Here is a 25,063-nt window from a genome sequence, read left to right on the forward strand (position 1 = left end):
CAGCCGGTGTTTCTTCAGGGGACGCCGGCTGATATGCAGGAGGAGACCTACATGTTGCAAGAAGAGGAAGTAGTAGCTGGTAAGCACTCCGTAACGGAAGCACTCAAATCAGGACGTACGATCAACAAAATATGGATTGCCGAAAATGCGCAAAAGCATCTGACCCTGCCGATCATCGCGGAAGCGAAGAAATTGGGCATTGTCATTCAGCATGTGGACAAACGCAAGCTGGATCAGATGGTTCCGGGGGTTCAGCATCAAGGCGTGGTTGCCCAAGCGGCACCCTATGCTTATGTGGAAGTGGAAGATTTGCTGAAGGTTGCGGAGGAAAAAGGCGAACCGCCTTTCCTGCTGCTTCTTGATGAGATCGAGGATCCGCACAATCTGGGTTCGATTCTCCGAACGGCAGACTGCACGGGTGCTCATGGCGTCATACTGCCTAAGCGCAGATCGGCACAAGTTACGGCAACGGTGTCCAAAACATCCGCCGGCGCAGTGGAGTATGTGCCCGTAGCCAGAGTGACCAATCTGGGCCAAACCATCGATCAGCTGAAGGAAATGGGCGTGTGGGTTGTCGGCACCGTCGTTGACGCGGTACAGGAATTGTATGACACCGAGGTTTTTGACGGACCGGTCGCTATCGTTATCGGTAATGAGAATAAAGGGATGGGGCGTCTGATCCGTGAGAAATGCGATGTGCTTGTGAAACTGCCGATGGCCGGAAAAATCAACTCGCTTAATGCTTCGGTTGCCGCAGGTGTCGTCATGTACGAAGTGCTTCGCCGTCGCCGCCTTCAAGGTTAGCAATGATGGCCGATTGGCGGGATGTGCTGCTGGTCGACGGTTATAATATGATCGGCGGCTGGCCATTTCTTGCGAAGCTCGCCAATAGCAGCATGCATGAAGCGCGAGACATGCTGCTTGAGAAATTAGCGGATTACCAGGCGTATTCAGGCCTCAGAGTCGTGGTGATTTTTGACGCATACCGGGTTCCTGGATTGGGGAAATCCTACACGCAAGGCAAGGTTCAGGTGTTTTTTACGAAGGAGAAGGAAACGGCCGATGAGTGCATTGAACGGTTAGTCGGAGAGTTCAGCCACCGCCGGCGAAAAATTTATGTGGCGACCAGCGATTTAATTGAGCAGCACGTGATTTTTGCTCGGGGAGCACTCCGGCTGTCCGCCCGGGAATTGCTGAACGAAGTGGAGCAGAGCGAGCGCGAAGTGAAGCAGAAAATAACGAAAGAGCAGACCAAGAGCAGGAATACACTTGACGGGAAGCTGCCGCCGGATGTGAGACAGATGTTCGAGCGCTGGCGAAGGGAATAGTGCTGTTTTACACAATAGGGACAAAAGGTCGGCTCATTTGGAGAATGAAACGGTATATGAATCTACGAAAAAGTTTACATTAAATGTTATTATCAGTCTATTTTAGGTAGAACGTGGTTGACGGTCTAGTAGACATCATATATACTTGTCATATATTTCAAGCGAGTGACGGGCTACCGTGCGTTCCGGGCCGGAGGGATTCTATTGAGTGTGGACCTCAAGGAAGTCATGTTGTCAGGGTATGATGTGATAAGCGATGAAGACATTGTCGAGGCGGTCCGCGAGGGTGATAGCGGGGCGCTGGAGTATTTGATCAATAAATACCGGAATTTTGTACGTGCTAAAGCCCGCTCTTATTTTCTGATTGGTGCTGACCGGGAAGATATTGTCCAGGAAGGCATGATCGGGCTGTACAAGGCAATTCGTGATTTTAAAGGGGATAAGCTGTCCTCGTTCAAGGCCTTTGCCGAGCTCTGCATTACCAGACAGATTATTACGGCAATTAAGACCGCTACGAGACAGAAGCATATTCCGCTCAATTCGTATGTCTCATTGGACAAGCCGATTTATGATGAGGATTCGGACCGTACGCTGCTGGATGTCATTTGCGGTACTGCGGTAAGCGATCCGGAGGAACTGATCATTAATCAAGAGGAATTTGTCGGCCTGGAAGACAAGATGGCAGAGATCTTAAGCGATCTGGAACGAAAAGTCCTGATGCTCTATTTGGACGGTCGATCCTATCAAGAGATTGCGGTAGATTTAAGGCGTCATGTAAAATCGATTGACAATGCACTCCAACGGGTAAAGCGAAAGCTTGAACGTTATCTGGAAGTCAGGGATAATTAATAGCAAGTGTCGGATAAGAAGCAGAAGGCTCAATCAGAGCCTTTTTTTAATTGCCTGATCGTTTTTAAATCAGAATGGCCGGCGAAGGATCTGCGTATCCTTTGTCGTTATTATCATTTATTGGCAGATAGGATAGGACGATATTCAAAGATGTCCATTTTCGCAAAACGCAAAATGTGTAATATTTGGTGTTTCATCTGTTAGAAGATTGAACATACTGGATATAGACTAAATGCTATGCAGGATGGACAAAGACTGTGAAACGCCACAGTTTTTTACAGCGAGTTGTTTACAATATTCCGGGGACTCATTCCCTGGTTTAGCTGGCAATGGCATTTATTGCAGCCCGCAATCAGAGAGAAAAAGGCTTGAAATGGCGCTATCCTTGTGATAAAGTGTTTTAGGTAGGCCTAAATTCGCGTGTTTTATGAATGGATCGTTGTTACAGCTTTTGGAACAACGGTTTTATTCATCTCGCAGAAATAACCGGGTTTCGATGAGAACAAGGTTGTTTCTACTAGGATCAATATCGATTCTTCTGACAAAGAAGGACGTCTTCGGGAGGTGCACATCATGCGGGTAATTATCACTTTGGCTTGTACAAGCTGCAAACAAAGAAACTACACAACCACCAAAAACAAGCGAAATCACCCCGACCGCATGGAGATGAAGAAATTTTGCAAGTTCTGTAACGAGCAAACTCCTCATCGCGAAACCAGATAGTTTTCTTTTGGAGGTGTAGTCGGCGTGAAACGTGGTTTCAAGTCTCTGTTTTCCTTTTTCTCTGAAAGCTGGGCGGAACTTAAAAAAGTTCGCTGGCCTAATCGTAAAGAACTGACGAACTATACTTTAATTGTTCTCGGCACCATTGTGTTTGTCACGATTTATTTTTGGGTTGTAGACATCGGTATTTCCGCTGTGATCGAAGCGATAATTTAGAAGGGTCCCAGGTGGCTTGATATGGAAAAAAGATGGTACGTAGTTCATACCTACTCTGGGTATGAGAATAAAGTCAAAGCCAATTTGGAAAAACGTGTCGAGTCCATGGGCATGGAGGACAAAATATTCCGCGTTCTTGTTCCGATGGAAGAAGAAATCGTAAACAAAGACGGTAAGAAAAAAACCGTCATGCGTAAAGTTTACCCGGGATATGTCTTGGTCGAAATGATTCAGACCGATGATTCTTGGTATGTTGTCCGCAATACACCAGGAGTGACCGGTTTTGTTGGTTCGACAGGGTCCGGTTCTAAACCGACGCCTTTGCTTCCAGAAGAAGTAGAACAGATTCTGAAGCATATGGGCATGGAAGAGCCGAAACCGAAGATCGAATTCGACATCAAGGAATCCGTTCGTATCAAGGTTGGTCCTTTTGCGAATTTTGTGGGCTCCGTGGAAGAGATTTTGGCTGAAAAGAGCAAGTTGAAAGTTCACGTCAACATGTTTGGACGGGAAACCCCGCTGGAGTTGGATTATACTCAAGTGGAGAAGATCTAATTCTTCAGGTTTCTTGTGGGAGGGCGTATCAAAGCGTCCGCTACCACTATTGATGCAAGGAGGTGTCAACCATGGCTAAGAAAGTTATCAAGATTGTGAAACTGCAAATTCCTGCAGGTAAAGCGAATCCGGCTCCTCCAGTAGGTCCTGCATTGGGTCAAGCGGGTGTCAACATCATGGCATTCTGTAAAGAGTTCAACGCACGTACTGCTGATCAAGCTGGTCTGATCATTCCGGTTGAAATTTCGGTGTTTGAAGATCGTTCCTTTACATTCATCACTAAAACTCCACCGGCTGCTGTTCTGCTTCGTGTGGCTGCTAAGATCGAAAAAGGATCCGGCGAGCCTAACAAGAAGAAAGTGGCTACCGTTAAGCGTGACGCTGTTCGTCAAATCGCTGAAACAAAAATGCCTGACCTGAACGCTGCATCTGTTGAAGCTGCAATGAAGATGGTAGAAGGTACTGCCCGTAGTATGGGTATCACAATCGAAGACTAATTGTCTTTCGATTGAAACCGGACTAGGTTCGGATTATGTGGGAGGAATTTCCGCTAACACCACAAAGGAGGAAAACAAACATGGCTAAACACGGTAAGAAATACGTTGAAGCTGCGAAGCTGATTGACAGCGAAGCAACTTATGAGCCTTTGGAAGCTGTAGAGCTTGTGAAGAAGGCTGCAACTGCCAAATTCGACGAAACTGTTGAAGCGGCTGTACGTTTGGGTGTAGACCCACGTAAACAAGACCAGGCTGTTCGTGGTGTTGTTGTCTTGCCTCACGGCACAGGTAAAACACAACGCGTTCTGGTATTTGCAAAAGGTGAAAAAGCGAAAGAGGCAGAAGCTGCTGGCGCTGATTTTGTTGGCGATCAAGACATGATCAACAAAATTCAACAAGGCTGGTTCGAGTTCGATGTCTGCGTAGCTACACCTGATATGATGAGTGAAGTCGGTAAACTTGGCCGTCTGCTCGGTGGTAAAGGCCTGATGCCTAACCCTAAAGCTGGTACGGTTACATTCGATGTTGCTAAGGCTGTTCAAGAAATCAAAGCCGGTAAAATCGAGTACCGTCTGGACAAAGCAGGTCAAATTCACGCGCCAATCGGCAAAGTGTCTTTCGATGCAGCTCAATTGAATGAGAACCTCAAAGCTCTCATCGATGCATTGAATCGTGCGAAACCAGCTGCTGCTAAAGGTGTATACCTGAAAGGTATTGCTGTTTCCTCGACAATGGGACCAAGCGCTCGCGTGAACACAACCGTTTACAGATAATATTACCATTGACTTTGGTCAATGAGGTTTGATATTATGTAACAGTTGTGAGTCTTCGAGACTGACCCTTAAAGTTGAATATGCTTACCGTAGACAGTAGGTGCCCTAAGCAGGCTTAATTTCCTACCGAGGTGTTATGATAGAACGTCAACAATTTGTCCGGTTACACCGGCCAAATGATGATTCATCAGGCCTTCGTGATTCTACGGAGGCTTTTTTAGTGCCCGTAGGAAGAGTGGAGAGCTTGGTGCTCTTACGCTACTAATACAACCAGGAGGTGTAATCATTGGCAAACGCAAAAGTGATTCAAGCGAAACAAGAAGCGGTTGATGTCGTTGCTGCTAAGCTGCGCGAAAGCGTATCGACAGTAGTTGCTGACTATCGCGGACTGAACGTTGCGCAAGTAACTGAACTTCGTAAACAGCTTCGTGAAGCTGGCGTCGAGTTCCAAGTACTGAAAAACACGCTGCTTCGCCGTGCAACTGCGGCAGCAGAGCTGACTGATCTGGACGAAGTCTTGACTGGTCCAACAGCTGTTGCATTTGGTACCAATGACGCTGTCGCTCCAGCAAAAATCCTCAACGATTTTGCTAAGAAAAACGACGCGTTGAAATTGAAAGGCGGCGTAGTAGAAGGCCGTGTAATCGGAGAGAGCGAAATTAAAGCTCTGGCAGAACTTCCGTCCCGCGAAGGTCTCCTCTCCATGCTCCTCAGCGTGCTTCAAGCTCCAGTGCGGAACTTCGCGCTTGCAGTTAAGGCTGTTGCTGAGAAGGAAGAACAAGGCGCATAAGCTATGTCTTGCTGAAGCTGTGTAACAACAACTATAAAATCTTAATAATAAATGGAGGTTCAACCCAATGAGCAAAGAGCAAATCTTGGAAGCAATTAAAGGTATGTCCGTTCTGGAACTGAACGATCTCGTAAAAGCAATCGAAGAAGAATTTGGTGTAACTGCTGCAGCTCCAGTAGCTGTTGTAGGTGGCGCTGGTGCAGCTGAAGCTGCTGAGCAATCCGAATTTGACGTAATCCTGACTAGCGCAGGCGCGTCCAAAATCAACGTAATCAAAGTGGTTCGCGAAATCACAGGTCTTGGCTTGAAAGAAGCAAAAGAACTGGTTGACAACGCTCCAAAACCATTGAAAGAAAAAGTAGCTAAAGAAGAAGCAGAAGCTGTTAAAGCTAAATTGGAAGAAGCAGGCGCATCCGTAGAAGTTAAGTAATTAGCTTCTTGAGATTCACGCAGCAAGAATCAAACCCCTTGAATATTTGTTCAAGGGGTTTGTTATTGTGGCGGGGAGATCACGGGGTACTGATTCTCCGGAAGAAAGGTTATACTGGGGATAAGAGCGCTTAAGAGCGAAATAGCTTAGGCGGGCAGACTTTGATTCAAGACGGAGGAAATGATGCCGAATCAACATTATTACTCGAACCAGCCGGAAATTGCTCATGACCGTAAGGAGTTAAAGACGGAGCTTCGGGGGCAGACTTTCAACTTTATCAGTGACGCGGGCGTATTCTCTAAGAGCGGCGTGGATTATGGCAGCAAGGTGTTAATAGAGGCAATGAACTTTAACCAGCATGCTGAAGTGTTGGATGTAGGCTGCGGATATGGTCCGATCGGTCTGTCGGCGGCAAGAATGGCTGCGCAAGGCCATGTGACCATGATCGACATCAATAGCCGTGCTGTCGAATTAGCCAAGGAGAATGCGAAACGTAACGGTATATCCAATGTGACCATTGTGGAGAGCGATTTGTTTGCTGCGGTGCAGGGTCAGCAATTTGACGTGGTTCTAACCAATCCGCCGATTCGTGCCGGGAAAGAGACGGTACATGCCATATTCGAAGAATCGTGGAAGCATTTGCGCGAGGATGGGCAGCTGTGGGTTGTGATTCAGAAGAAGCAAGGCGCGCCTTCAGCGAAAGCGAAACTGGAGAGTTTATTTCATCAGGTAGAGGAAGTAACGAAGGATAAAGGATACCGGATATTTAAAGCGACGAAATCTTCTTAAAATAGTTCGACTAGGCTGTTGACTTGGGTATGCTGGTATGGTATTATTATAAAATGTCAGTATTAGGATGGTCTCTTTGTCTTTAGTTGACTGAAATGTCAAGACTTAATGTGTGGAAAGATGCATAAAGTCGATCATATTGACGTATAATATGTACATTTTGGGCAAATCTACAGGATATGAGATGATTATCATAACCATGGATAAGCTGCTCTTTTTTCGAAAAGGTATTCGATAAGGGCTTTTCTCTATTTATGGGAGTGTCCTCTGTATGTTCCATTATAGTGTTACAAACAGAGGTTCGCAATGAAATTTTTAAAGTGAGTAGACATGAGGGGTGAGTTTAAGTTGGCAGGACATCTTGTTCAATATGGTCGACGCACTCGGCGAAGTTATGCTCGTATTAACGAGGTACTCGAAGTTCCGAACCTGATTGAAATCCAACAAAAATCTTATGAATGGTTTTTGGAGGAAGGACTCCGCGAAATGTTCCAGGACATCTCGCCGATTCAGGATTTCACAGGTAATTTGGTACTAGAGTTCATTGACTACAGCCTTGGAGAACCGAAATACACCGTCGATGACGCGAAAGAACGCGACGTTACTTATGCGGCGCCGCTCCGCGTGAAAGTCCGGCTCATTAACAAGGAGACCGGAGAGGTCAAGGAGCAGGAAGTGTTCATGGGAGACTTCCCGTTAATGACGGAAACCGGAACATTCATTATCAATGGTGCCGAACGGGTTATTGTCAGCCAGTTGGTTCGCTCTCCCAGCGTCTATTTCAGCACAAAAGTGGATAAAAACGGTAAGACGACGTACACTGCAACAGTTATCCCTAACCGCGGCGCTTGGCTGGAACTGGAGATGGACGCGAAGGACATTATCTATGTCCGGATCGACCGCACCCGTAAAATCCCTGTAACGGTACTTTTACGTGCACTTGGTTTTGGTACAGATGCCGAGATTCTGGATCTTCTGGGCAATGATGAATATATTCAAAATACGCTGGATAAAGACAACACCGACTCTACGGAAAAAGCGCTCATCGAAATCTATGAACGTCTTCGTCCGGGCGAGCCGCCAACACTGGAGAATGCGAAGAGCCTTCTCGTTGCCCGTTTCTTCGATCCGAAGCGTTATGATTTGGCTAACGTTGGTCGCTACAAGATCAACAAGAAGCTTCATATTAAGAACCGTCTCTTTAATCAACGTTTGGCAGAGAGTTTGATAGACACCGATACGGGTGAGATCATTGCGGAAGCTGGTCAAACCGTAGATCGCCGTCTTTTGGACGAGATCATGCCTTACCTTGAGAAGAGCGTAGGCTTTAAGAATTACCATGTTACCGGCGGCGTGATGGACAGCGAGGATATCCCGCTGCAAACGATCGACGTATTCTCTCCAATCGAGGATGCAAAAGTCGTGAAGGTCATCGCGAACGCAAACATTGATAAATCCGTGAAGCATATTACGCAGGCGGATATCATTTCTTCCATCAGCTACTTCATCAACTTGCTGCATGGAATCGGCAACACGGATGATATCGACCACCTGGGTAACCGTCGTCTGCGCTCCGTAGGCGAATTGCTTCAAAATCAGTTCCGTATCGGTTTGTCCCGTATGGAACGTGTCGTTCGTGAAAGAATGTCGATTCAGGATGCTAATGTGATTACGCCGCAGGCGCTCATCAACATACGTCCGGTTATCGCATCGATTAAAGAGTTCTTCGGTAGCTCCCAGCTGTCCCAGTTCATGGATCAGACCAACCCGCTTGCGGAACTGACGCATAAACGTCGTCTGTCTGCTCTCGGACCCGGCGGTTTGACGCGTGAGCGTGCGGGCTTTGAAGTGCGGGACGTTCACCACAGTCACTATGGCCGTATGTGTCCGATCGAGACGCCGGAGGGACCGAACATCGGTCTGATCAACTCCCTGTCGACGTTTGCGCGCATCAACGAATATGGCTTCATTGAAGCTCCGTATCGTTGGGTGGATCCGAAGACCGGTAAAGTAACGGACCAAATCGATTACCTGACTGCAGATGAAGAGGATAACTATATCGTTGCCCAGGCGAACGCCGAACTCAACGAAGACGGAACCTTCGCTGACGAAATGGTTATCGTACGTTATAACAAGCAATCCGATAACATCCTTCCTATGCCGAGCGACCGTGTAGACTACATGGACGTATCGCCTAAGCAGGTCGTGTCGGTAGCGACGGCGCTCATTCCGTTCCTTGAGAACGATGACTCCAACCGCGCGCTGATGGGATCCAACATGCAGCGGCAGGCTGTTCCGCTTCTTATTCCTAAAGCTCCGCTGGTCGGAACCGGAATGGAACACAAGTCTGCAAAAGACTCCGGTGTATGTATTGTGTCCAAATATGACGGGATTATCGAACGTTCATCCGCTAATGAAATCTGGGTCCGCCGTGTGGAAAATGTCGACGGACAAGAAGTCAAAGGCGATCTTATTAAACATAAATTACACAAATTTATGCGTTCGAACCAAGGAACATGCATCAATCAGCGTCCAATCGTTAAACGCGGCGATGTAATCAAAAAAGGTGACATCCTCGCAGACGGTCCATCCACAGAGATGGGTGAATTGGCACTGGGCCGCAACGTCGTTGTTGCGTTCATGACTTGGGAAGGTTACAACTACGAGGATGCGATTCTTCTCTCCGAGAAACTGGTCAAAGAGGACGTGTACACTTCGATTCATATCGAGGAGTACGAATCCGAAGCTCGTGACACGAAGCTTGGACCGGAAGAAATTACGCGTGATATTCCAAACGTAGGGGAAGAAGCGCTGAAGAACCTTGACGAGCGCGGAATCATCCGCATCGGTGCCGAAATCAGCGCCGGAGACATCCTCGTGGGTAAGGTAACACCTAAGGGTGTAACCGAACTGACGGCAGAAGAGCGTCTCCTGCATGCGATCTTCGGTGAGAAGGCTCGCGAAGTGCGCGATACCTCGCTGCGCGTTCCTCACGGTAGTGACGGGATCATCGTAGATGTTAAGGTGTTTACACGTGAGAACGGCGACGAATTGCCGCCGGGCGTTAACCAACTGGTTCGCGTTTACATCGCACAGAAACGTAAAATCTCCGAAGGTGACAAAATGGCCGGACGTCACGGTAACAAAGGTGTCGTTGCCCGTATTTTGCCTGAAGAAGATATGCCGTTCCTGCCAGATGGCACGCCGGTCCAAGTTGTGTTGAACCCTCTAGGGGTTCCATCACGGATGAACATCGGTCAGGTGCTCGAGGTTCACTTGGGTATGGCTGCGCTCCAGCTCGGCATTCACGTGGCTTCACCGGTATTTGACGGTGCAAGCGAGTATGACGTGTTTGATACGATGGAAGAAGCAGGCATGCAGCGCAATGGTAAGACCGTATTGTACGACGGACGGACGGGTGAGCGTTTTGAACGTGAAGTTACCGTCGGCGTCATGCACATGATCAAGCTCGCGCATATGGTTGATGATAAAATTCACGCCCGTTCTACGGGACCATACTCACTCGTTACGCAGCAGCCGCTGGGTGGTAAAGCTCAGTTCGGCGGACAGCGCTTCGGTGAGATGGAAGTGTGGGCGCTTGAAGCTTACGGTGCTGCCTATACGCTGCAAGAAATTCTTACCGTCAAGTCGGATGACGTGGTCGGCCGGGTGAAAACCTACGAATCCATCGTCAAGGGCGAGAACGTTCCGGAACCGGGTGTTCCTGAATCGTTCAAGGTATTGATTAAAGAGCTTCAGTCTCTCGGTATGGACGTCAAAATCCTGAGCGAGAATGAAGAGGAAATCGAGATGAAAGAACTCGACGACGAAGACGATGCTCAAGGTGATAAACTGAGCCTTAACTTGGAAGGCACTGAAGTCGGAGTGGAATAACGGTCAATCATTCACCCCCGTCGGCTTATAAGTCGGCGGTGGTGTTATGGTCGTATAGCACATAAATAGGACTAGGTTGAGGAGGGTTGCTCCTTGTTGGACGTTAACAATTTTGAGTACATGAAAATCGGTCTTGCTTCACCGGAAAAAATTCGCTCTTGGTCTCGCGGAGAGGTGAAGAAGCCGGAAACGATTAACTACCGTACATTGAAGCCGGAGAAAGAAGGCCTGTTCTGTGAGCGGATTTTCGGTCCGCAGAAGGACTGGGAATGTCATTGCGGTAAGTATAAGCGTGTCCGTTATAAAGGAGTAGTCTGCGATCGCTGTGGCGTTGAAGTAACACGCGCTAAAGTCCGTCGTGAACGGATGGGCCATATCGAGCTTGCGGCTCCTGTATCGCATATTTGGTATTTCAAAGGCATTCCAAGCCGTATGGGTCTGGCTCTGGATATGTCCCCAAGATCTCTGGAAGAGATCATTTACTTCGCATCTTATGTTGTAACCGATCCAGGAGATACACCGCTGGAGAAGAAGCAGCTGTTGTCCGAGAAGGAATATCGCAGCTATCGTGAGAAGTACGGCTACGGATTCCAGGCAGGCATGGGTGCTGAGGCGGTTAAGAAGCTTCTTCAAGACATCGATGTTGACAAAGAGCTTGAGTTCCTTAAGGAAGAACTGCGCACTGCACAGGGTCAGCGCCGCAACCGGGCCATCAAACGCCTGGAAGTGATTGAGGCGTTCCGTAACTCCGGCAACAATCCGGAGTGGATGATCATGGATGTGCTGCCGGTCATTCCGCCGGAGCTTCGCCCGATGGTTCAACTTGACGGTGGACGCTTTGCGACCTCCGACTTGAACGATCTGTACCGTCGTGTTATTAACCGGAACAACCGTCTGAAAAGACTGCTGGATCTCGGCGCGCCGGATATTATCGTACAGAACGAGAAGCGCATGCTGCAGGAAGCTGTCGATGCATTGATCGATAACGGCCGTCGCGGTCGTCCGGTCACAGGTCCAGGTAACCGTCCGCTTAAATCCCTCAGCCACATGCTGAAAGGTAAACAAGGACGTTTCCGTCAGAACTTGCTCGGTAAACGGGTTGACTATTCCGGTCGTTCCGTTATCGTTGTAGGTCCTTACCTGAAAATGTACCAGTGCGGTCTGCCTAAGAAAATGGCGCTTGAGCTCTTCAAGCCGTTCGTTATGAAAGAACTGGTCAACAAAGGCCTGGCTCATAATATCAAGAGTGCGAAACGCAAAGTAGAACGTGTAAGTCCAGAAGTATGGGATGTGCTCGAAGAGGTCATTAAAGAGCATCCGGTTCTTCTGAACCGTGCACCGACGCTTCACAGACTCGGTATTCAAGCATTTGAACCGATTCTGGTTGAGGGCCATGCGATCCGTCTCCATCCGCTCGTATGTACAGCGTATAACGCTGACTTTGACGGTGACCAAATGGCGGTTCACGTTCCTTTGTCCGCTGAGGCTCAAGCTGAAGCGCGTCTGTTGATGCTGGCATCGGGTAACATTCTGAACCCGAAAGACGGCAAGCCGGTTGTTACGCCGTCTCAGGATATGGTACTGGGTTCCTTCTATCTGACGATGGATAACAAGGAAGAGAAAGGTACCGGCATGATTCTGGGCAGCGTGAACGAAGCGGTTTCCGCTTATCAGCGTGAAGCAGCCGGTCTGCATGCACGCGTAGCGATTCCGGTTAAAGCCCTGGGCAAGACCAGCTTTACGGAAAAACAGCAGGATGCGATTTTGGTTACGACGATCGGCCGGATTATCTTTAACGAGATTTTCCCTGCCAGCTTCCCTTACATCAATGAAGCGACTCGTACGAACTTGCTGCAAGGCACGCCTGAGAAGTATTTCGTATACGAGAAGGGCGCAGATATTCAAAAAGTGATTCAGGAACTGCCAATCAGCGGTGCTGTTGGTAAGGAATATCTGGGTTCCATCATTGCACGCTGCTTCGAAACGTACCATACAACGGAAACCTCTGTGATTTTGGATAAAATCAAGCAGCTCGGTTTCACCTATTCTACTCGTGCAGGCGTAACCGTTGCGGTATCCGACGTTATCGTACCTGACGAGAAGAATGAAATTCTGAAAGAGTCCGACGAGAAGGTTAAAGTGGTAACGAACCAATATCGCCGCGGCTTGATTACGAATGAAGAACGTTATGACCGTGTTATCGATATCTGGTCCAAGACCAAGGACGATATTACGGATGTACTCATGAAATCGATGGACCGCTTTAACTCCATCATGCTCATGGTTGATTCGAAAGCACGGGGTAACAAATCGCAGATCACTCAGCTCGGTGGTATGCGGGGTCTGATGGCGAACCCGTCGGGTCGTATCATCGAACTCCCAATCAAATCGAACTTCCGTGAAGGACTGACGGTACTCGAGTACTTCCTGTCCACGCACGGTGCGCGTAAAGGTCTTGCCGATACAGCGCTTCGTACCGCTGACTCCGGTTACTTGACTCGTCGACTTGTTGACGTAGCCCAGGATGTTATCGTTCGCGAAGATGAGTGCAGCACGGATAAAGGCTTTACTGTTAGCCGTATTCAGGACGGTAAAGAAGTTATCGAGGATCTCTATGACCGTATTGAGGGACGTTATGCATTTGAAACCGTCCGTCATCCGGAAACGAAAGAGATCATCGTAAATCGTAACGAATTGATTGACTCCGACAAAGCTGAAGAAATCGTAGCAGCTGGCGTTGAGAAGCTTCAAATTCGTTCCATCTTGAGCTGTCGTGCACGTTATGGCGTCTGCAAAAAATGTTACGGTCGTAACTTGGCTACTGGTAAGCATGTTGAGATTGGTGAAGCGGTTGGTATTATCGCGGCTCAATCCATCGGCGAACCGGGAACACAGCTCACGATGCGTACGTTCCACACAGGCGGCGTTGCCGGTGATGATATTACGCAAGGTCTTCCGCGTATCCAGGAGCTCTTTGAAGCCCGTAATCCTAAAGGTCAAGCGACCATTAGTGAGATCGACGGTGTGGTTAAAGAGATCCGCGAAACAAAAGACCGTCGTGAAATCGAAATACAAGGTGAAGCTGAGACTAAGGTTTACGCAGTTACCTATGGCTCTCGTCTGCGCGTAAGCGAAGGCAAGCAAATTGAAGCCGGGGATGAACTGACCGATGGTTCCATTGATCCGAAGGAAATGCTTCGCATCAAAGGTATCCGTGGCGTGCAGAACTACATCCTACAGGAAGTACAACGCGTATACCGTAACCAAGGCGTAGAAATTAACGATAAACACGTTGAAGTTATGATCAGACAGATGCTGCGTAAATTCCGTATCGTTGATGCGGGAGATACGAACCTGCTGCCAGGCTCCTTCGTGGATATGCATGAATACGAAGCAGCAAATAAAGATGCTATTCTCTCCGGGAAAGAACCTGCGGTTGCCAAACCGGTTCTCCTCGGGATTACAAAAGCATCTCTCGAAACCGATTCGTTCTTGTCAGCAGCCTCCTTCCAGGAGACGACTCGCGTGTTGACTGACGCTGCCATTAAAGGTAAAGTCGATCAGCTGCTTGGTCTGAAAGAGAATGTTATCATTGGTAAACTGATCCCTGCAGGTACCGGTATGAACCGTTATCGCAGCGTGAAGTTCGCGGGACAAAACGATGTGAATGACGAAAGTCAGGAACTCGAAACAGCTTCTATAGATTAAGAGACAGTCAGGTGATGGGGAGATTTCCGTATCTTAAGATGCGGAAGCTCTCCGTCCCAAAGTTTCTTTTTTCCTCATTTAATAGCTTGACATCGATTAGGGCAGATGCTAATATAGCAAAGGTGCGTGAATAGTTTCTTTGTTCCCTGTTCTTTTGGAGGAATGACTTATGTCTAATGATAAAGGATTACAGGATGCACACATCAAGATTGGCACCAAACAAACGATGAAGGCCGTTGAATCCGGTTTGGCTGCAGAGGTTTATGTGGCCGAAGATTGCGACCAACGTTTGATTTCAAAAGTCGTATCCGAGTGTGATAAGAATGGCGTGCATATCAACTATGTACCCACGATGATAGAGCTTGGAGAAGCATGCGGTATTGAAGTTGGTGCAGCTATGGTAGCTGTCTTGAAATCATGATTTGAGAAATCGTTTTTGTTGGAGAAGACGTTACTTCTCTCGGCAAAAACTTTTCATTTGTTCTTTTATGAACCGCCTGGGTCTGTGGACTTAAACGGGGTTTGTAATCGAATGATAAATACGGGAAGGGGGTGGCTAGCATGCCAACAATTAACCAACTGGTTCGCAAGGGCCGTCAAGCCAAAGTTTACAAATCGAAATCTCCAGCTCTTCAAAAAGGTTTTAACGCTTTGAAACGTGAGGAGACCGACTTGAGCGCTCCGCAAAAACGCGGTGTATGCACTCGTGTAGGCACAATGACGCCGAAAAAACCGAACTCCGCACTTCGTAAATATGCTCGTGTTCGCTTGACGAACCGCATTGAGGTGACGGCTTACATTCCGGGTATCGGACATAACTTGCAAGAGCACAGTGTTGTATTGGTTCGCGGTGGACGGGTAAAAGACCTTCCGGGTGTACGTTACCATATCGTTCGCGGCGCACTTGATACCGCTGGTGTAAACAACCGGATGCAAGCTCGTTCCAAATACGGCACGAAGCGTCCTAAAGCAAAAAGCTAATTGATGCTCATGTTTTCGTAACATGACTCATGACTGAAGAAAGGGGGATATCCATGCCACGCAAAGGTCCAGTAACTAAAAGAGACGTGCTGCCAGATCCAGTGTATAACAGCAAGCTGGTAACTCGTCTGATCAACCGCATCATGTTGGATGGTAAAAGAGGTGTTGCTCAAAGCATCCTTTACAATTCATTCAACATCATCAAGGAACGTACTGGTAATGATCCGATGGAAGTGTTTGAAGCAGCTATCAAGAACATCATGCCAGTATTGGAAGTTAAAGCTCGTCGTGTCGGCGGTGCAAACTACCAGGTTCCAATCGAAGTTAAACCAGAGAGACGTACATCCCTTGGATTACGTTGGCTCGTAAACTACTCCCGCAACCGCGGCGAGAAGACGATGGAAGAGCGTTTGGCGGCTGAGATCATCGATGCTTCCAACAACACAGGCGCTTCCGTTAAGAAACGCGAAGATACACACAAAATGGCTGAAGCGAACAAAGCGTTTGCTCACTACCGTTGGTAGGATTCAGCAACTAATTTATACTTCTAATTTTGAAGGGAGACTATTCGCATGGCGACAAGAGAGTTCTCCTTGAAAAATACACGTAATATCGGGATCATGGCGCATATTGACGCTGGTAAAACGACCACTACAGAGCGGATTTTGTTCTATACAGGCCGTACGCACAAAATCGGGGAAGTTCACGAGGGTGCAGCTACAATGGACTGGATGGAGCAGGAGCAGGAGCGCGGTATCACGATCACATCCGCTGCGACTACCGCTTCTTGGAAGGGTCATCGCGTTAATATTATCGACACCCCGGGGCACGTTGACTTCACAGTAGAAGTTGAACGTTCCCTTCGTGTATTGGATGGGGCAGTAGGTGTATTCAGTGCGAAAGAGGGCGTTGAACCTCAGTCGGAGACGGTTTGGAGACAAGCAGACCGTTATGGAGTTCCGCGGATCGCATACGTAAACAAAATGGATATTATCGGTGCCGACTACTTGAACGTAGTTAAAGATATGAGAGAGCGTCTGCAAGCGAACGCGGTAGCGATTCAGCTTCCGATCGGTGCAGAGAATGATTTCATTGGCATCATCGATATTATCGAGGAAAAAGCTTATATGTATAAGGATGACCTCGGACAAAATATCGAAGAAACCGAAATTCCAGCAGAGTTCAAGGATCAAGTGGAAGAGCTTCGCAACGAGTTGGTTGAGAAGGTAGCAGAACTTGACGAAGACTTGACAATGAAATATCTTGAAGGTGAAGAAATCACCATCGCTGAGTTGAAAGCTGCTCTGCGTAAAGGTGTTGTCGAAGTTAAGATCTTCCCGGTTATCTGTGGATCTTCTTACCGTAACAAAGGCGTTCAGTTGATGCTTGATGCCGTAATCGATTATTTGCCGGCTCCAACTGACGTTCCAGACATCAAGGGTACCCTTGAAGACGGAACTGAAGCTATTCGGCATTCTTCCGATGAAGAGCCGTTCTCGGCTTTGGCATTCAAAATCGCTACGGACCCTTATGTTGGTAAGCTGACATTCTTCCGCGTATATTCCGGTGTACTGCAATCCGGCTCTTACGTACTGAATGCAACTAAAGGCAAGCGTGAGCGCATTGGTCGTATCCTTCAAATGCATGCAAACAGCCGTCAAGAAATTTCCGAAGTATTCGCCGGAGATATCGCAGCTGCCGTAGGTTTGAAAGATACGGGTACAGGTGATACACTATGTGATGAGAAAAACCCGGTTATCTTGGAGTCCATGAACTTCCCTGATCCGGTTATCGAAATCGCAGTTGAGCCTAAAACAAAAGCTGACCAAGATAAAATGGGTGTAGCTCTCGGTAAGTTGACTGAAGAGGATCCAACTCTTCGTGCGCATACTGATGAAGAAACAGGCCAAACGATCCTGGCAGGTATGGGTGAGCTTCACTTGGATATCATCATCGACCGTATGCGTCGTGAGTTCAAGGTAGAAACTAACGTGGGTAAACCACAGGTAGCTTACCGCGAAACATTCCGTTCACCAGCTCGCGTTGAAGGTAAATTCGTTCGTCAGTCCGGTGGTCGTGGACAATACGGTCACGTATGGGTTGAGTTCGAACCTCTGGAACCAGGTAGCGGTAACCAATTCGACAGCAAAGTTGTCGGTGGTTCGGTACCAAGAGAATACATTGGTCCTGCACAGCAAGGTATTGAAGAGCAAATGAAGAACGGTGTACTCGCCGGCTTCCCGCTTGTTGACGTTAAAGCAACGATCGTCGACGGTTCTTACCATGATGTTGACTCCAATGAAATGGCGTTTAAAATCGCCGGTTCCATGGCTTTGAAAGCAGCTAAAGACAAGTGTAAACCTGTCCTGCTTGAGCCAATCATGAAAGTTGAAGTTACCGTGCCTGAGGAATACATGGGCGACGTAATGGGTATGCTGAACTCCCGCCGTGGACGTATCGAAGGTATGGACTCCCGTGGTGGTACTCAAATTATCCGTGCGAAAGTACCTCTTTCCGAAATGTTCGGTTACTCCACTACCCTTCGCTCCGGTACACAAGGACGCGGTGTGTTCTCCATGGAACTCTCCCACTACGAAGAAGTTCCTAAGAATATCTCCGATGAAATTGTGTCCAAGATCAAAGGCGGAGAGTAATAACGTTTTACCTGCTGGATAGGAGGCGGGACCAACATCCCGTTAACTCCGCTTCCGGCCTAACATATATATCCCCTTAAGGAGGAATTGTTCAAATGGCAAAGGCTAAATACGAACGTACGAAACCCCATGTTAACATCGGTACTATCGGTCACGTTGACCATGGTAAAACAACTTTGACAGCTGCAATCACATCTGTATTGTCCAAAACTTACGGTGGTGCTGCAATGTCTTTCGACCAAATCGACAAAGCTCCAGAAGAGCGCGAGCGCGGTATCACAATTTCGACTTCCCACGTTGAATACGAAACTGATACTCGTCACTATGCACACGTTGACTGCCCAGGTCACGCTGACTATGTTAAAAACATGATCACTGGTGCTGCTCAAATGGACGGAGCGATCCTGGTTGTATCCGCAGCTGACGGCCCAATGCCGCAAACTCGCGAGCACATCCTGTTGTCCCGCCAAGTAGGCGTTCCTTACATCGTTGTATTCTTGAACAAATGCGACATGGTTGAAGACGAAGAGCTCTTGGAATTGGTTGAGATGGAAGTTCGCGACCTGCTGAGCGAGTATGACTTCCCAGGCGACGACACTCCGATCACTCGTGGTTCCGCTCGTGAAGCTCTGCAAAACCCAGAAGGCGAATGGGCACAAAAAATCGTTGAAATGTTCAAAACAATCGACGAGTACATCCCATTGCCTGAGCGCGACACTGACAAGCCTTTCTTGATGCCTGTCGAGGACGTATTCTCCATCACTGGTCGTGGTACCGTTGCTACAGGTCGTGTAGAGCGTGGTACGATCAAAGTTGGTGACGAGATCGAAATCGTTGGTATCGCTGAAGAAACTAAGAAATCCGTTGTTACGGGCGTTGAGATGTTCCGTAAATTGCTGGATTCCGCACAAGCTGGTGACAACATCGGTGCATTGCTTCGTGGTGTTGAGCGTACTCAAATCGAGCGCGGTCAAGTACTTGCTAAGCCGGCTTCCGTTAAACCACACACAGAGTTCACAGCTCAAGTATACGTACTGAGCAAAGAAGAAGGCGGACGTCATAAGCCTTTCTTCACTGGCTACCGTCCACAGTTCTACTTCCGTACTACGGACGTAACTGGTGTGATCAACTTGCCAGAGGGTTCTGAAATGGTTATGCCTGGTGATAACATCACTGTAACGGTTAACCTGATCAACCCAATCGCGATTGAAGAAGGAACTAAATTCTCCATTCGTGAAGGCGGCCGTACCGTAGGTGCTGGTTCCGTTGCTACCATCATTAAATAATTAAGGCTTACGAATAGCGTTGAATATAGCAACAGTGTATTGTAACGAGCAACAATGTGATGTCCTGATAAAAGAGTCTGGTCCTTTGGATCAGGCTCTTTTTCTATTGCAATCAGCCCAAATTACCTGTTTACAATCTCTGGTGGATGTCAGCACTTAGATTCGGGACAATCTATTATATAGAAGAGAGATTTCGGTACAATATGATATGCGGAAGCGATGGAATCTATTAACCAAGTCCTGCAACTTTCGGTTAAAGATGCAAATGCATATTAATTATGAATTAGTGCTTGCAATACGCCTATCTTTTATATATAATAGTGAATGTTGTTCTGCGACGTTGCGATGATGCGAGAGGTTACCGACACACCCGGCCCCTTTGCCATGAGGCAGGTGGTTGGAAAATTTTCGCGGAGTATGTCCGATACCAAATTGGGCGATAGAAGGAGGGAATAAAATGGCAAAGCAAAAAATTCGTATTCGCTTGAAAGCATACGACCACAGAGTTCTTGATCAATCCGCTGAGAAAATTGTTGAGACAGCAAAACGTTCGGGTGCTGGTGTATCCGGTCCGATCCCGCTTCCAACTGAGAAACAAATAATTACCATTCTCCGTGCGGTACACAAGTATAAGGATTCTCGGGAACAGTTCGAAATGCGTACACATAAACGCTTGATCGACATCGTGAACCCGACTCCACAAACTGTGGATGCCTTGATGCGCTTGGACCTGCCGTCCGGTGTAGATATCGAAATCAAACTGTAAGAATTGCATAATGAATTAGAGAAGAGAAAAGAGGTGTCAACATGAAAGGTATCTTAGGTAGAAAGCTCGGAATGACTCAAGTGTTTACCCCTGAGGGTGTTGTAATTCCTGTAACGGTTATCGAAGCAGGTCCTTGTGTTGTTCTTCAAAAGAAAGATCTGGAAAACGACGGATACGAAGCGATTCAAGTCGGTTTCTCTGATAAGAAAGAGAACAGATCTAACAAACCAGAAGCAGGCCATGCGAAAAAAGCAAACACTGCGCCTAAGCGCTACATTCGCGAAATTCGCGGTGTTGACCTCGCGAGTGTCGAGGTTGGACAAGAGCTGAAGGCTGATGTCTTCGCAGAGGGCGAATTTGTTGACGTAACGGGTATTTCCAAGGGTAAAGGTTTCCAAGGTGTAATCAAACGTTGGGGCCAAAGCCGCGGACCAATGTCTCACGGTTCCCGTTATCACCGTAGACCAGGTTCCATGGGTTCGATCCAGGCAAACCGTGTTCCTAAAGGAAAACGTCTGCCAGGTCACATGGGCAATGAGACAGTTACGATTCAAAAGCTCGAGGTTGTTAAAGTCGATGCAGAGCGTAACGTAATCCTTGTAAAAGGCTCCATTCCTGGACCTAAAAAAGGTTTTGTTCAAATCAAAGAAACGGTGAAGAAATAATCGCCTAAAGAAAGGAGGAACAAACAATGCCTAAAGTAGCACTTTATAATGTCAGCGGTAGCCAAGTTGGCGAAGTAGAATTGAATGAAGCTGTATTCGGCATCGAGCCGAACGCACACGTACTGCACAGTGCAGTGTTGTTGCAGCGCGCTTCCCTTCGTCGCGGTACCCACAAAGTAAAAGGACGTTCTGAAGTACGCGGCGGCGGACGTAAGCCTTGGAAACAAAAAGGTACTGGCCGTGCTCGTCAAGGTTCGATCCGTTCTCCACAATGGAAAGGCGGCGGCGTGGTATTTGGACCAACTCCGCGCAGCTACACATTTAAACTTCCTAAGAAAGTCCGTCGTTTGGCTATTAAATCCGCATTGTCTTCCAAAGTGATTGACAACGCAATTATCGTATTGGATCAATTGACGCTGAATACGCCGAAAACGAAAGAGTTTGCTAACATTCTTAGCAACCTGAAAGTAGGCCGTAAAGCTCTGATCGTTGCTCCAAGCTATGATGATAATGTAGCCCTTTCCGCACGTAATATTCCTGGTGTGAAATTCGTAGCGGCTGACGGCATTAATGTTCTTGACGTACTGTCGTACGATCAACTGATCATTACGAAGGAAGCAGTTCAGAAGGTAGAGGAGGTGCTCGCGTAATGAAAGACCCACGCGATATAATCAAGCGCCCGGTGATCACGGAACGTACGGCTGACTACATGGCAGAGCTGAAATATGCTTTTGAAGTGGATATCCGTGCTAACAAGACCGAGATTAAGCAAGCTGTCGAATCTATTTTTAAAGTTAAAGTATCGAACGTGAATACGATGCGTGTCCCTGCAAAACCAAAGCGTTATGGCCGTTATTCCGGTTACACAACCGAATGGAAAAAGGCAATCGTGACTTTGGCTCCAGACAGCAAACCGCTCGAGTTCTTTGAATCGGTTGAATAAGAATTTCTTAAGTAAGGAGGGAAAATTCAGTGCCTATTAAAAAGTATAAACCGACATCCCCGGCTCGACGCAACATGTCCGTGTCGACTTTCGAAGAAATCACCACGAATCAGCCGGAGAAATCGTTGCTGGCTCCGCTGAGCAAAACAGCTGGCCGTAACAACCAAGGTAAAATTACGGTTCGTCACCATGGCGGCGGACACAAGCGTAAATACCGTATCATCGACTTCAAACGGAATAAAGACGGCATACCAGGTCGCGTTGCTACAATCGAATACGACCCGAACCGTACTTCCAACATCGCTCTGATTCACTATGTAGATGGTGAAAAGCGTTATATCATCGCTCCTAAAGGTCTGAAAGTTGGAGATCAAGTAGTATCTGGAGTAGGTGCTGACATCAAGATCGGTAACGCACTTCCACTGGAAAACATTCCGGTAGGTACCGTTATCCACAACATTGAATTGAAACCAGGTAAAGGCGGACAATTGGTTCGTGCTGCTGGTACAGAAGCTCAACTTCTCGGTAAAGAAGATAAGTACGTAACTGTTCGTCTTTCTTCCGGTGAAGTTCGTCGCATCCTGAAAGTTTGCCGTGCAACCATCGGTTCTGTGGGTAACCAAGACCATGAGTTGATCAAAATCGGTAAAGCTGGTCGTAGCCGCTGGCTTGGACAACGTCCTGAAGTACGTGGTGTGGTAATGAACCCTAACGATCACCCTCACGGTGGTGGTGAAGGCCGCGCTCCAATCGGACGTAAATCGCCTATGTCTCCATGGGGTAAACCAACCCTTGGTTACAAAACACGTAAAAAAGGTAAAGCTTCTGACAAATATATCGTTCGCCGCCGCACGAAGTAATGCGCGATTAAGTGCATAACTTCGTGACAGGCTCGAAGGTAACGAGACAATTTGGTGAAGGGAGGATTTCAATATGAGCCGTAGTTTGAAAAAAGGACCTTTTATTGACGGATATCTGCTCAAAAAAGTGGAGGACATGAACAGCGCAAGCAAAAAGGCTGTGATCAAAACCTGGTCCCGCCGCTCCACTATTTTCCCGCAATTTATCGGTCACACGTTCGGAGTATACGATGGCCGTAAGCATGTACCTGTATATGTAACAGAGGACATGGTAGGACACAAGTTGGGTGAGTTTGCTCCAACTCGTACTTACAAAGGTCATGAAGATGATAAGAAAACAAGAAGATAATTAATGAAGCTCTTTGTTTGAGAGGAGGTTAAACATATGGAAGCAAAAGCACATGCTAGATCGATTCGTATTGCTCCTCGTAAAGCTCAACTCGTTGTTGACTTGATCCGCGGTAAGCAAGTCGGCGAAGCGATCGCAATTCTTCGTCACACTCCGAAAGCTGCATCTCCGGTTGTTGAGAAGCTTTTGAACTCGGCTATCGCAAACGCTGAGCATAACTACTCTTTGGATGTAACTAAATTGGTTGTGACGCAAGCTTATGTCAACCAGGGACCGACTATGAAACGTTTCCGCCCGCGTGCGATGGGACGTGCAAGCCGGATCAATAAACGCACCAGCCACATTACTTTGGTGGTAGCTGAAAAATAAGGAGGGAAAACGTGTGGGCCAAAAGGTAAATCCAGTAGGACTCCGTATCGGTATTATCCGTGATTGGGAATCCAAATGGTATGCAGGCAAAGACTTCGGTGATCTTTTGCTGGAAGACGTGAAAATCCGTGAATACCTGAAAAATAAATTGAAAGACTCCGCTGTATCCCGTATCGAAATCGAGAGAGCGGCTAATCGTGTGAACGTGACGATCCACACTGCGAAGCCAGGTATGGTTATCGGTAAAGGTGGTTCCGAAGTAGAAGTACTGCGCGGACAAGTGACTAAAATTGCCGGCGGTAAAAAAGTTCACATCAACATTTCTGAAATCAAAAACCCTGAACTGGACGCTATTCTTGTTGCTGAAAGCATTGCACAACAGCTGGAACGTCGTGTATCTTTCCGTCGTGCATTGAAACAAGCGATTCAAAGAACTATGCGCTCTGGAGCAAAAGGGATTAAAACATCGGTCAGCGGACGTCTTGGCGGAGCCGAGATTGCTCGTACGGAAGGCTACAGTGAAGGAACTGTTCCACTTCATACGCTTCGTGCAGACATCGACTATGGTACAGCAGAAGCGCATACGACTTACGGCCGTATCGGCGTGAAAGTATGGATCTATCGTGGAGAGGTTCTTCCTACGGCTAAGAAACAAGCTGCTCAGGAAGGAGGCAACTAATCATGTTGGTACCAAAACGTGTAAAACACCGCAAACAACAGCGCGGCCATATGAGAGGTCAAGCTAAAGGCGGTACTGAACTGAACTTCGGCGAATTCGGTCTGCAAGCTACAGAACCAGGCTGGATCACGAACCGTCAGATCGAAGCTGCTCGTATCGCGATGACTCGTTACATCCGTCGTGGCGGTAAAGTATGGATCAAGATTTTCCCAGATAAGCCGATTACTCAAAAGCCTCTCGAAGTGCGGATGGGTAGCGGTAAAGGTAACGTTGAGAAATGGGTTGCCGTTGTAAAACCAGGCAAGATCATGTTTGAACTTGGAGGCGTGTCCGAGGAAATCGCCCGCGAAGCGATGCGTCTCGCCGCTCACAAGCTGCCTGTTAAAACGAAGTTTGTGAAACGTGAAGAAGTGGGTGGTGAAGCAAATGAAAGCTAATGAACTGCGCAACTTAACCACTGCAGAAATCGAGCAAAAAATCTCCGGATTTAAAGAGGAACTCTTTAACCTCCGTTTTCAATTGGCCACAGGCCAGCTTGACAACCCGACTCGGATCCGTGACGTTCGCAAAGAAATAGCTCGTGCTAAAACCGTTATCCGTGAAAGAGAACTTGGGATTAGTTAATGAAACAGAAACGTCGTGTTCTGTATTCAGGAAGGAGGCTAACAAATGAGCGAAGAACGCAATGCTCGTAAAGTGCAAATTGGTAAAGTTGTCAGCGATAAAATGGATAAAACCATTGTTGTAGCTGTTGAAACTTATAAGAAGCATGACTTGTATCACAAACGCATTAAATACACGAAAAAATTTAAAGCGCATGATGAGAACAATCAAGCTCAAATCGGAGATACCGTTAAAATCATGGAAACTCGCCCTCTCTCCAAAGATAAGCGCTGGAGATTGGTAGAAGTGGTTGAAAAAGCGGTTATCATCTAAGATATGATCAGTTTTTGATGGAA

29 protein-coding genes and 1 other annotated feature are annotated in these 25,063 nt (G+C 47.5%); all 29 genes read left to right on the top strand.

The genetic code is table 11. From position 1 onward, the window contains the following. Positions 1 to 51: 51 nt before the first annotated feature. The 29 genes from rlmB to rpsQ all read left to right on the top strand — a co-directional run bounded on the left by rlmB (position 52) and on the right by rpsQ (position 25,040). Positions 52 to 804: a 23S rRNA (guanosine(2251)-2'-O)-methyltransferase RlmB gene (gene rlmB, locus PLA01S_RS28235; RefSeq protein WP_113061177.1), complete on the top strand. Its 753-nt coding sequence runs from the start codon at positions 52 to 54 to the stop codon at positions 802 to 804. A 5-nt stretch (positions 805 to 809) separates the two neighbouring features. Beyond that, on the top strand, positions 810 to 1,328 hold the full coding sequence (locus tag PLA01S_RS28240; protein ID WP_100541555.1) for an NYN domain-containing protein: 519 nt from the start codon (positions 810 to 812) through the stop codon (positions 1,326 to 1,328). Between the two features lie 204 nt (positions 1,329 to 1,532). Beyond that, positions 1,533 to 2,177 (top strand): RNA polymerase sporulation sigma factor SigH, encoded by a 645-nt coding sequence (gene sigH / locus PLA01S_RS28245; protein WP_127595275.1) that lies wholly within the window; start codon positions 1,533 to 1,535, stop codon positions 2,175 to 2,177. Between the two features lie 573 nt (positions 2,178 to 2,750). Continuing rightward, positions 2,751 to 2,900, top strand: coding sequence for a 50S ribosomal protein L33 (gene rpmG, locus PLA01S_RS28250; RefSeq protein WP_006212941.1), 150 nt, complete (start codon positions 2,751 to 2,753; stop codon positions 2,898 to 2,900). 24 nt (positions 2,901 to 2,924) lie between these two features. Next, a complete protein-coding gene (secE, locus tag PLA01S_RS28255; RefSeq protein WP_006212940.1) occupies positions 2,925 to 3,116 on the top strand; it encodes a preprotein translocase subunit SecE in 192 nt (63 codons plus the stop codon). Positions 3,117 to 3,137: 21 nt separating this feature from the next. After that, entirely contained in the window at positions 3,138 to 3,671 is a 534-nt protein-coding gene (nusG, locus tag PLA01S_RS28260) for a transcription termination/antitermination protein NusG (RefSeq protein WP_006212939.1), read from the top strand. 71 nt (positions 3,672 to 3,742) lie between these two features. Beyond that, on the top strand, positions 3,743 to 4,168 hold the full coding sequence (gene rplK, locus PLA01S_RS28265; RefSeq protein ID WP_076326233.1) for a 50S ribosomal protein L11: 426 nt from the start codon (positions 3,743 to 3,745) through the stop codon (positions 4,166 to 4,168). Positions 4,169 to 4,248: 80 nt separating this feature from the next. After that, on the top strand, positions 4,249 to 4,941 hold the full coding sequence (rplA, locus tag PLA01S_RS28270) for a 50S ribosomal protein L1 (RefSeq protein ID WP_009591966.1): 693 nt from the start codon (positions 4,249 to 4,251) through the stop codon (positions 4,939 to 4,941). 69 nt (positions 4,942 to 5,010) lie between these two features. Continuing rightward, positions 5,011 to 5,169 (top strand) — a sequence feature (ribosomal protein L10 leader region). 58 nt (positions 5,170 to 5,227) lie between these two features. Next, entirely contained in the window at positions 5,228 to 5,731 is a 504-nt protein-coding gene (rplJ, locus tag PLA01S_RS28275; protein ID WP_009591975.1) for a 50S ribosomal protein L10, read from the top strand. A 67-nt stretch (positions 5,732 to 5,798) separates the two neighbouring features. Beyond that, a complete protein-coding gene (rplL, locus tag PLA01S_RS28280; RefSeq protein ID WP_076326231.1) occupies positions 5,799 to 6,161 on the top strand; it encodes a 50S ribosomal protein L7/L12 in 363 nt (120 codons plus the stop codon). Positions 6,162 to 6,344: 183 nt separating this feature from the next. Further along, positions 6,345 to 6,950 (top strand): class I SAM-dependent methyltransferase, encoded by a 606-nt coding sequence (locus PLA01S_RS28285; protein WP_127595320.1) that lies wholly within the window; start codon positions 6,345 to 6,347, stop codon positions 6,948 to 6,950. 348 nt (positions 6,951 to 7,298) lie between these two features. Beyond that, entirely contained in the window at positions 7,299 to 10,844 is a 3,546-nt protein-coding gene (gene rpoB, locus PLA01S_RS28290; protein WP_100541553.1) for a DNA-directed RNA polymerase subunit beta, read from the top strand. A gap of 93 nt (positions 10,845 to 10,937) precedes the next feature. Then, positions 10,938 to 14,552 carry a DNA-directed RNA polymerase subunit beta' gene (rpoC, locus tag PLA01S_RS28295; RefSeq protein ID WP_127595279.1) on the top strand — a complete coding sequence of 1,205 codons (3,615 nt, stop codon included), beginning with the start codon at positions 10,938 to 10,940 and terminating at the stop codon, positions 14,550 to 14,552. A gap of 169 nt (positions 14,553 to 14,721) precedes the next feature. Beyond that, a complete protein-coding gene (locus PLA01S_RS28300) occupies positions 14,722 to 14,973 on the top strand; it encodes a ribosomal L7Ae/L30e/S12e/Gadd45 family protein (protein WP_006212931.1) in 252 nt (83 codons plus the stop codon). Positions 14,974 to 15,113: 140 nt separating this feature from the next. Further along, positions 15,114 to 15,533 (top strand): 30S ribosomal protein S12, encoded by a 420-nt coding sequence (gene rpsL, locus PLA01S_RS28305; protein WP_006212930.1) that lies wholly within the window; start codon positions 15,114 to 15,116, stop codon positions 15,531 to 15,533. 53 nt (positions 15,534 to 15,586) lie between these two features. Beyond that, positions 15,587 to 16,057 (top strand): 30S ribosomal protein S7, encoded by a 471-nt coding sequence (gene rpsG, locus PLA01S_RS28310; protein ID WP_006212929.1) that lies wholly within the window; start codon positions 15,587 to 15,589, stop codon positions 16,055 to 16,057. Between the two features lie 48 nt (positions 16,058 to 16,105). Then, entirely contained in the window at positions 16,106 to 18,187 is a 2,082-nt protein-coding gene (gene fusA, locus PLA01S_RS28315; RefSeq protein WP_127595282.1) for an elongation factor G, read from the top strand. A 95-nt stretch (positions 18,188 to 18,282) separates the two neighbouring features. Further along, positions 18,283 to 19,473 (top strand): elongation factor Tu, encoded by a 1,191-nt coding sequence (gene tuf, locus PLA01S_RS28320; protein WP_100541550.1) that lies wholly within the window; start codon positions 18,283 to 18,285, stop codon positions 19,471 to 19,473. Positions 19,474 to 19,930: 457 nt separating this feature from the next. Next, the gene (gene rpsJ, locus PLA01S_RS28330; protein ID WP_006212922.1) at positions 19,931 to 20,239 is read left to right on the top strand and encodes a 30S ribosomal protein S10; all 309 of its coding nucleotides are present in this window, start codon (positions 19,931 to 19,933) and stop codon (positions 20,237 to 20,239) included. Between the two features lie 41 nt (positions 20,240 to 20,280). Next, positions 20,281 to 20,904: a 50S ribosomal protein L3 gene (rplC, locus tag PLA01S_RS28335; protein WP_127595285.1), complete on the top strand. Its 624-nt coding sequence runs from the start codon at positions 20,281 to 20,283 to the stop codon at positions 20,902 to 20,904. Positions 20,905 to 20,930: 26 nt separating this feature from the next. Beyond that, positions 20,931 to 21,554, top strand: coding sequence for a 50S ribosomal protein L4 (gene rplD, locus PLA01S_RS28340; protein WP_009589231.1), 624 nt, complete (start codon positions 20,931 to 20,933; stop codon positions 21,552 to 21,554). Beyond that, complete coding sequence (gene rplW / locus PLA01S_RS28345) at positions 21,554 to 21,847, top strand: 50S ribosomal protein L23 (protein WP_006212919.1); 294 nt, start codon at positions 21,554 to 21,556, stop codon at positions 21,845 to 21,847. The genes rplD and rplW overlap by 1 nt, the downstream gene beginning before the upstream one ends. 29 nt (positions 21,848 to 21,876) lie before the next feature. After that, complete coding sequence (gene rplB, locus PLA01S_RS28350; protein WP_006212918.1) at positions 21,877 to 22,707, top strand: 50S ribosomal protein L2; 831 nt, start codon at positions 21,877 to 21,879, stop codon at positions 22,705 to 22,707. A gap of 73 nt (positions 22,708 to 22,780) precedes the next feature. Further along, a complete protein-coding gene (rpsS, locus tag PLA01S_RS28355) occupies positions 22,781 to 23,056 on the top strand; it encodes a 30S ribosomal protein S19 (protein ID WP_023964919.1) in 276 nt (91 codons plus the stop codon). Positions 23,057 to 23,092: 36 nt separating this feature from the next. Next, the gene (rplV, locus tag PLA01S_RS28360) at positions 23,093 to 23,425 is read left to right on the top strand and encodes a 50S ribosomal protein L22 (RefSeq protein WP_015737624.1); all 333 of its coding nucleotides are present in this window, start codon (positions 23,093 to 23,095) and stop codon (positions 23,423 to 23,425) included. A 13-nt stretch (positions 23,426 to 23,438) separates the two neighbouring features. Further along, positions 23,439 to 24,104 (top strand): 30S ribosomal protein S3, encoded by a 666-nt coding sequence (rpsC, locus tag PLA01S_RS28365; protein WP_006212915.1) that lies wholly within the window; start codon positions 23,439 to 23,441, stop codon positions 24,102 to 24,104. A 2-nt stretch (positions 24,105 to 24,106) separates the two neighbouring features. After that, on the top strand, positions 24,107 to 24,541 hold the full coding sequence (gene rplP / locus PLA01S_RS28370) for a 50S ribosomal protein L16 (RefSeq protein WP_009589221.1): 435 nt from the start codon (positions 24,107 to 24,109) through the stop codon (positions 24,539 to 24,541). Then, the gene (gene rpmC / locus PLA01S_RS28375; protein ID WP_023964925.1) at positions 24,531 to 24,728 is read left to right on the top strand and encodes a 50S ribosomal protein L29; all 198 of its coding nucleotides are present in this window, start codon (positions 24,531 to 24,533) and stop codon (positions 24,726 to 24,728) included. Before rplP ends, rpmC begins: the two co-directional genes overlap by 11 nt. 45 nt (positions 24,729 to 24,773) lie before the next feature. Next, positions 24,774 to 25,040: a 30S ribosomal protein S17 gene (rpsQ, locus tag PLA01S_RS28380; RefSeq protein ID WP_009589223.1), complete on the top strand. Its 267-nt coding sequence runs from the start codon at positions 24,774 to 24,776 to the stop codon at positions 25,038 to 25,040. Positions 25,041 to 25,063 lie beyond the last annotated feature (23 nt).

It is taken from the genome of Paenibacillus lautus NBRC 15380, assembly GCF_004000945.1.
Classification (GTDB): domain Bacteria; phylum Bacillota; class Bacilli; order Paenibacillales; family Paenibacillaceae; genus Paenibacillus_AQ; species Paenibacillus_AQ lautus.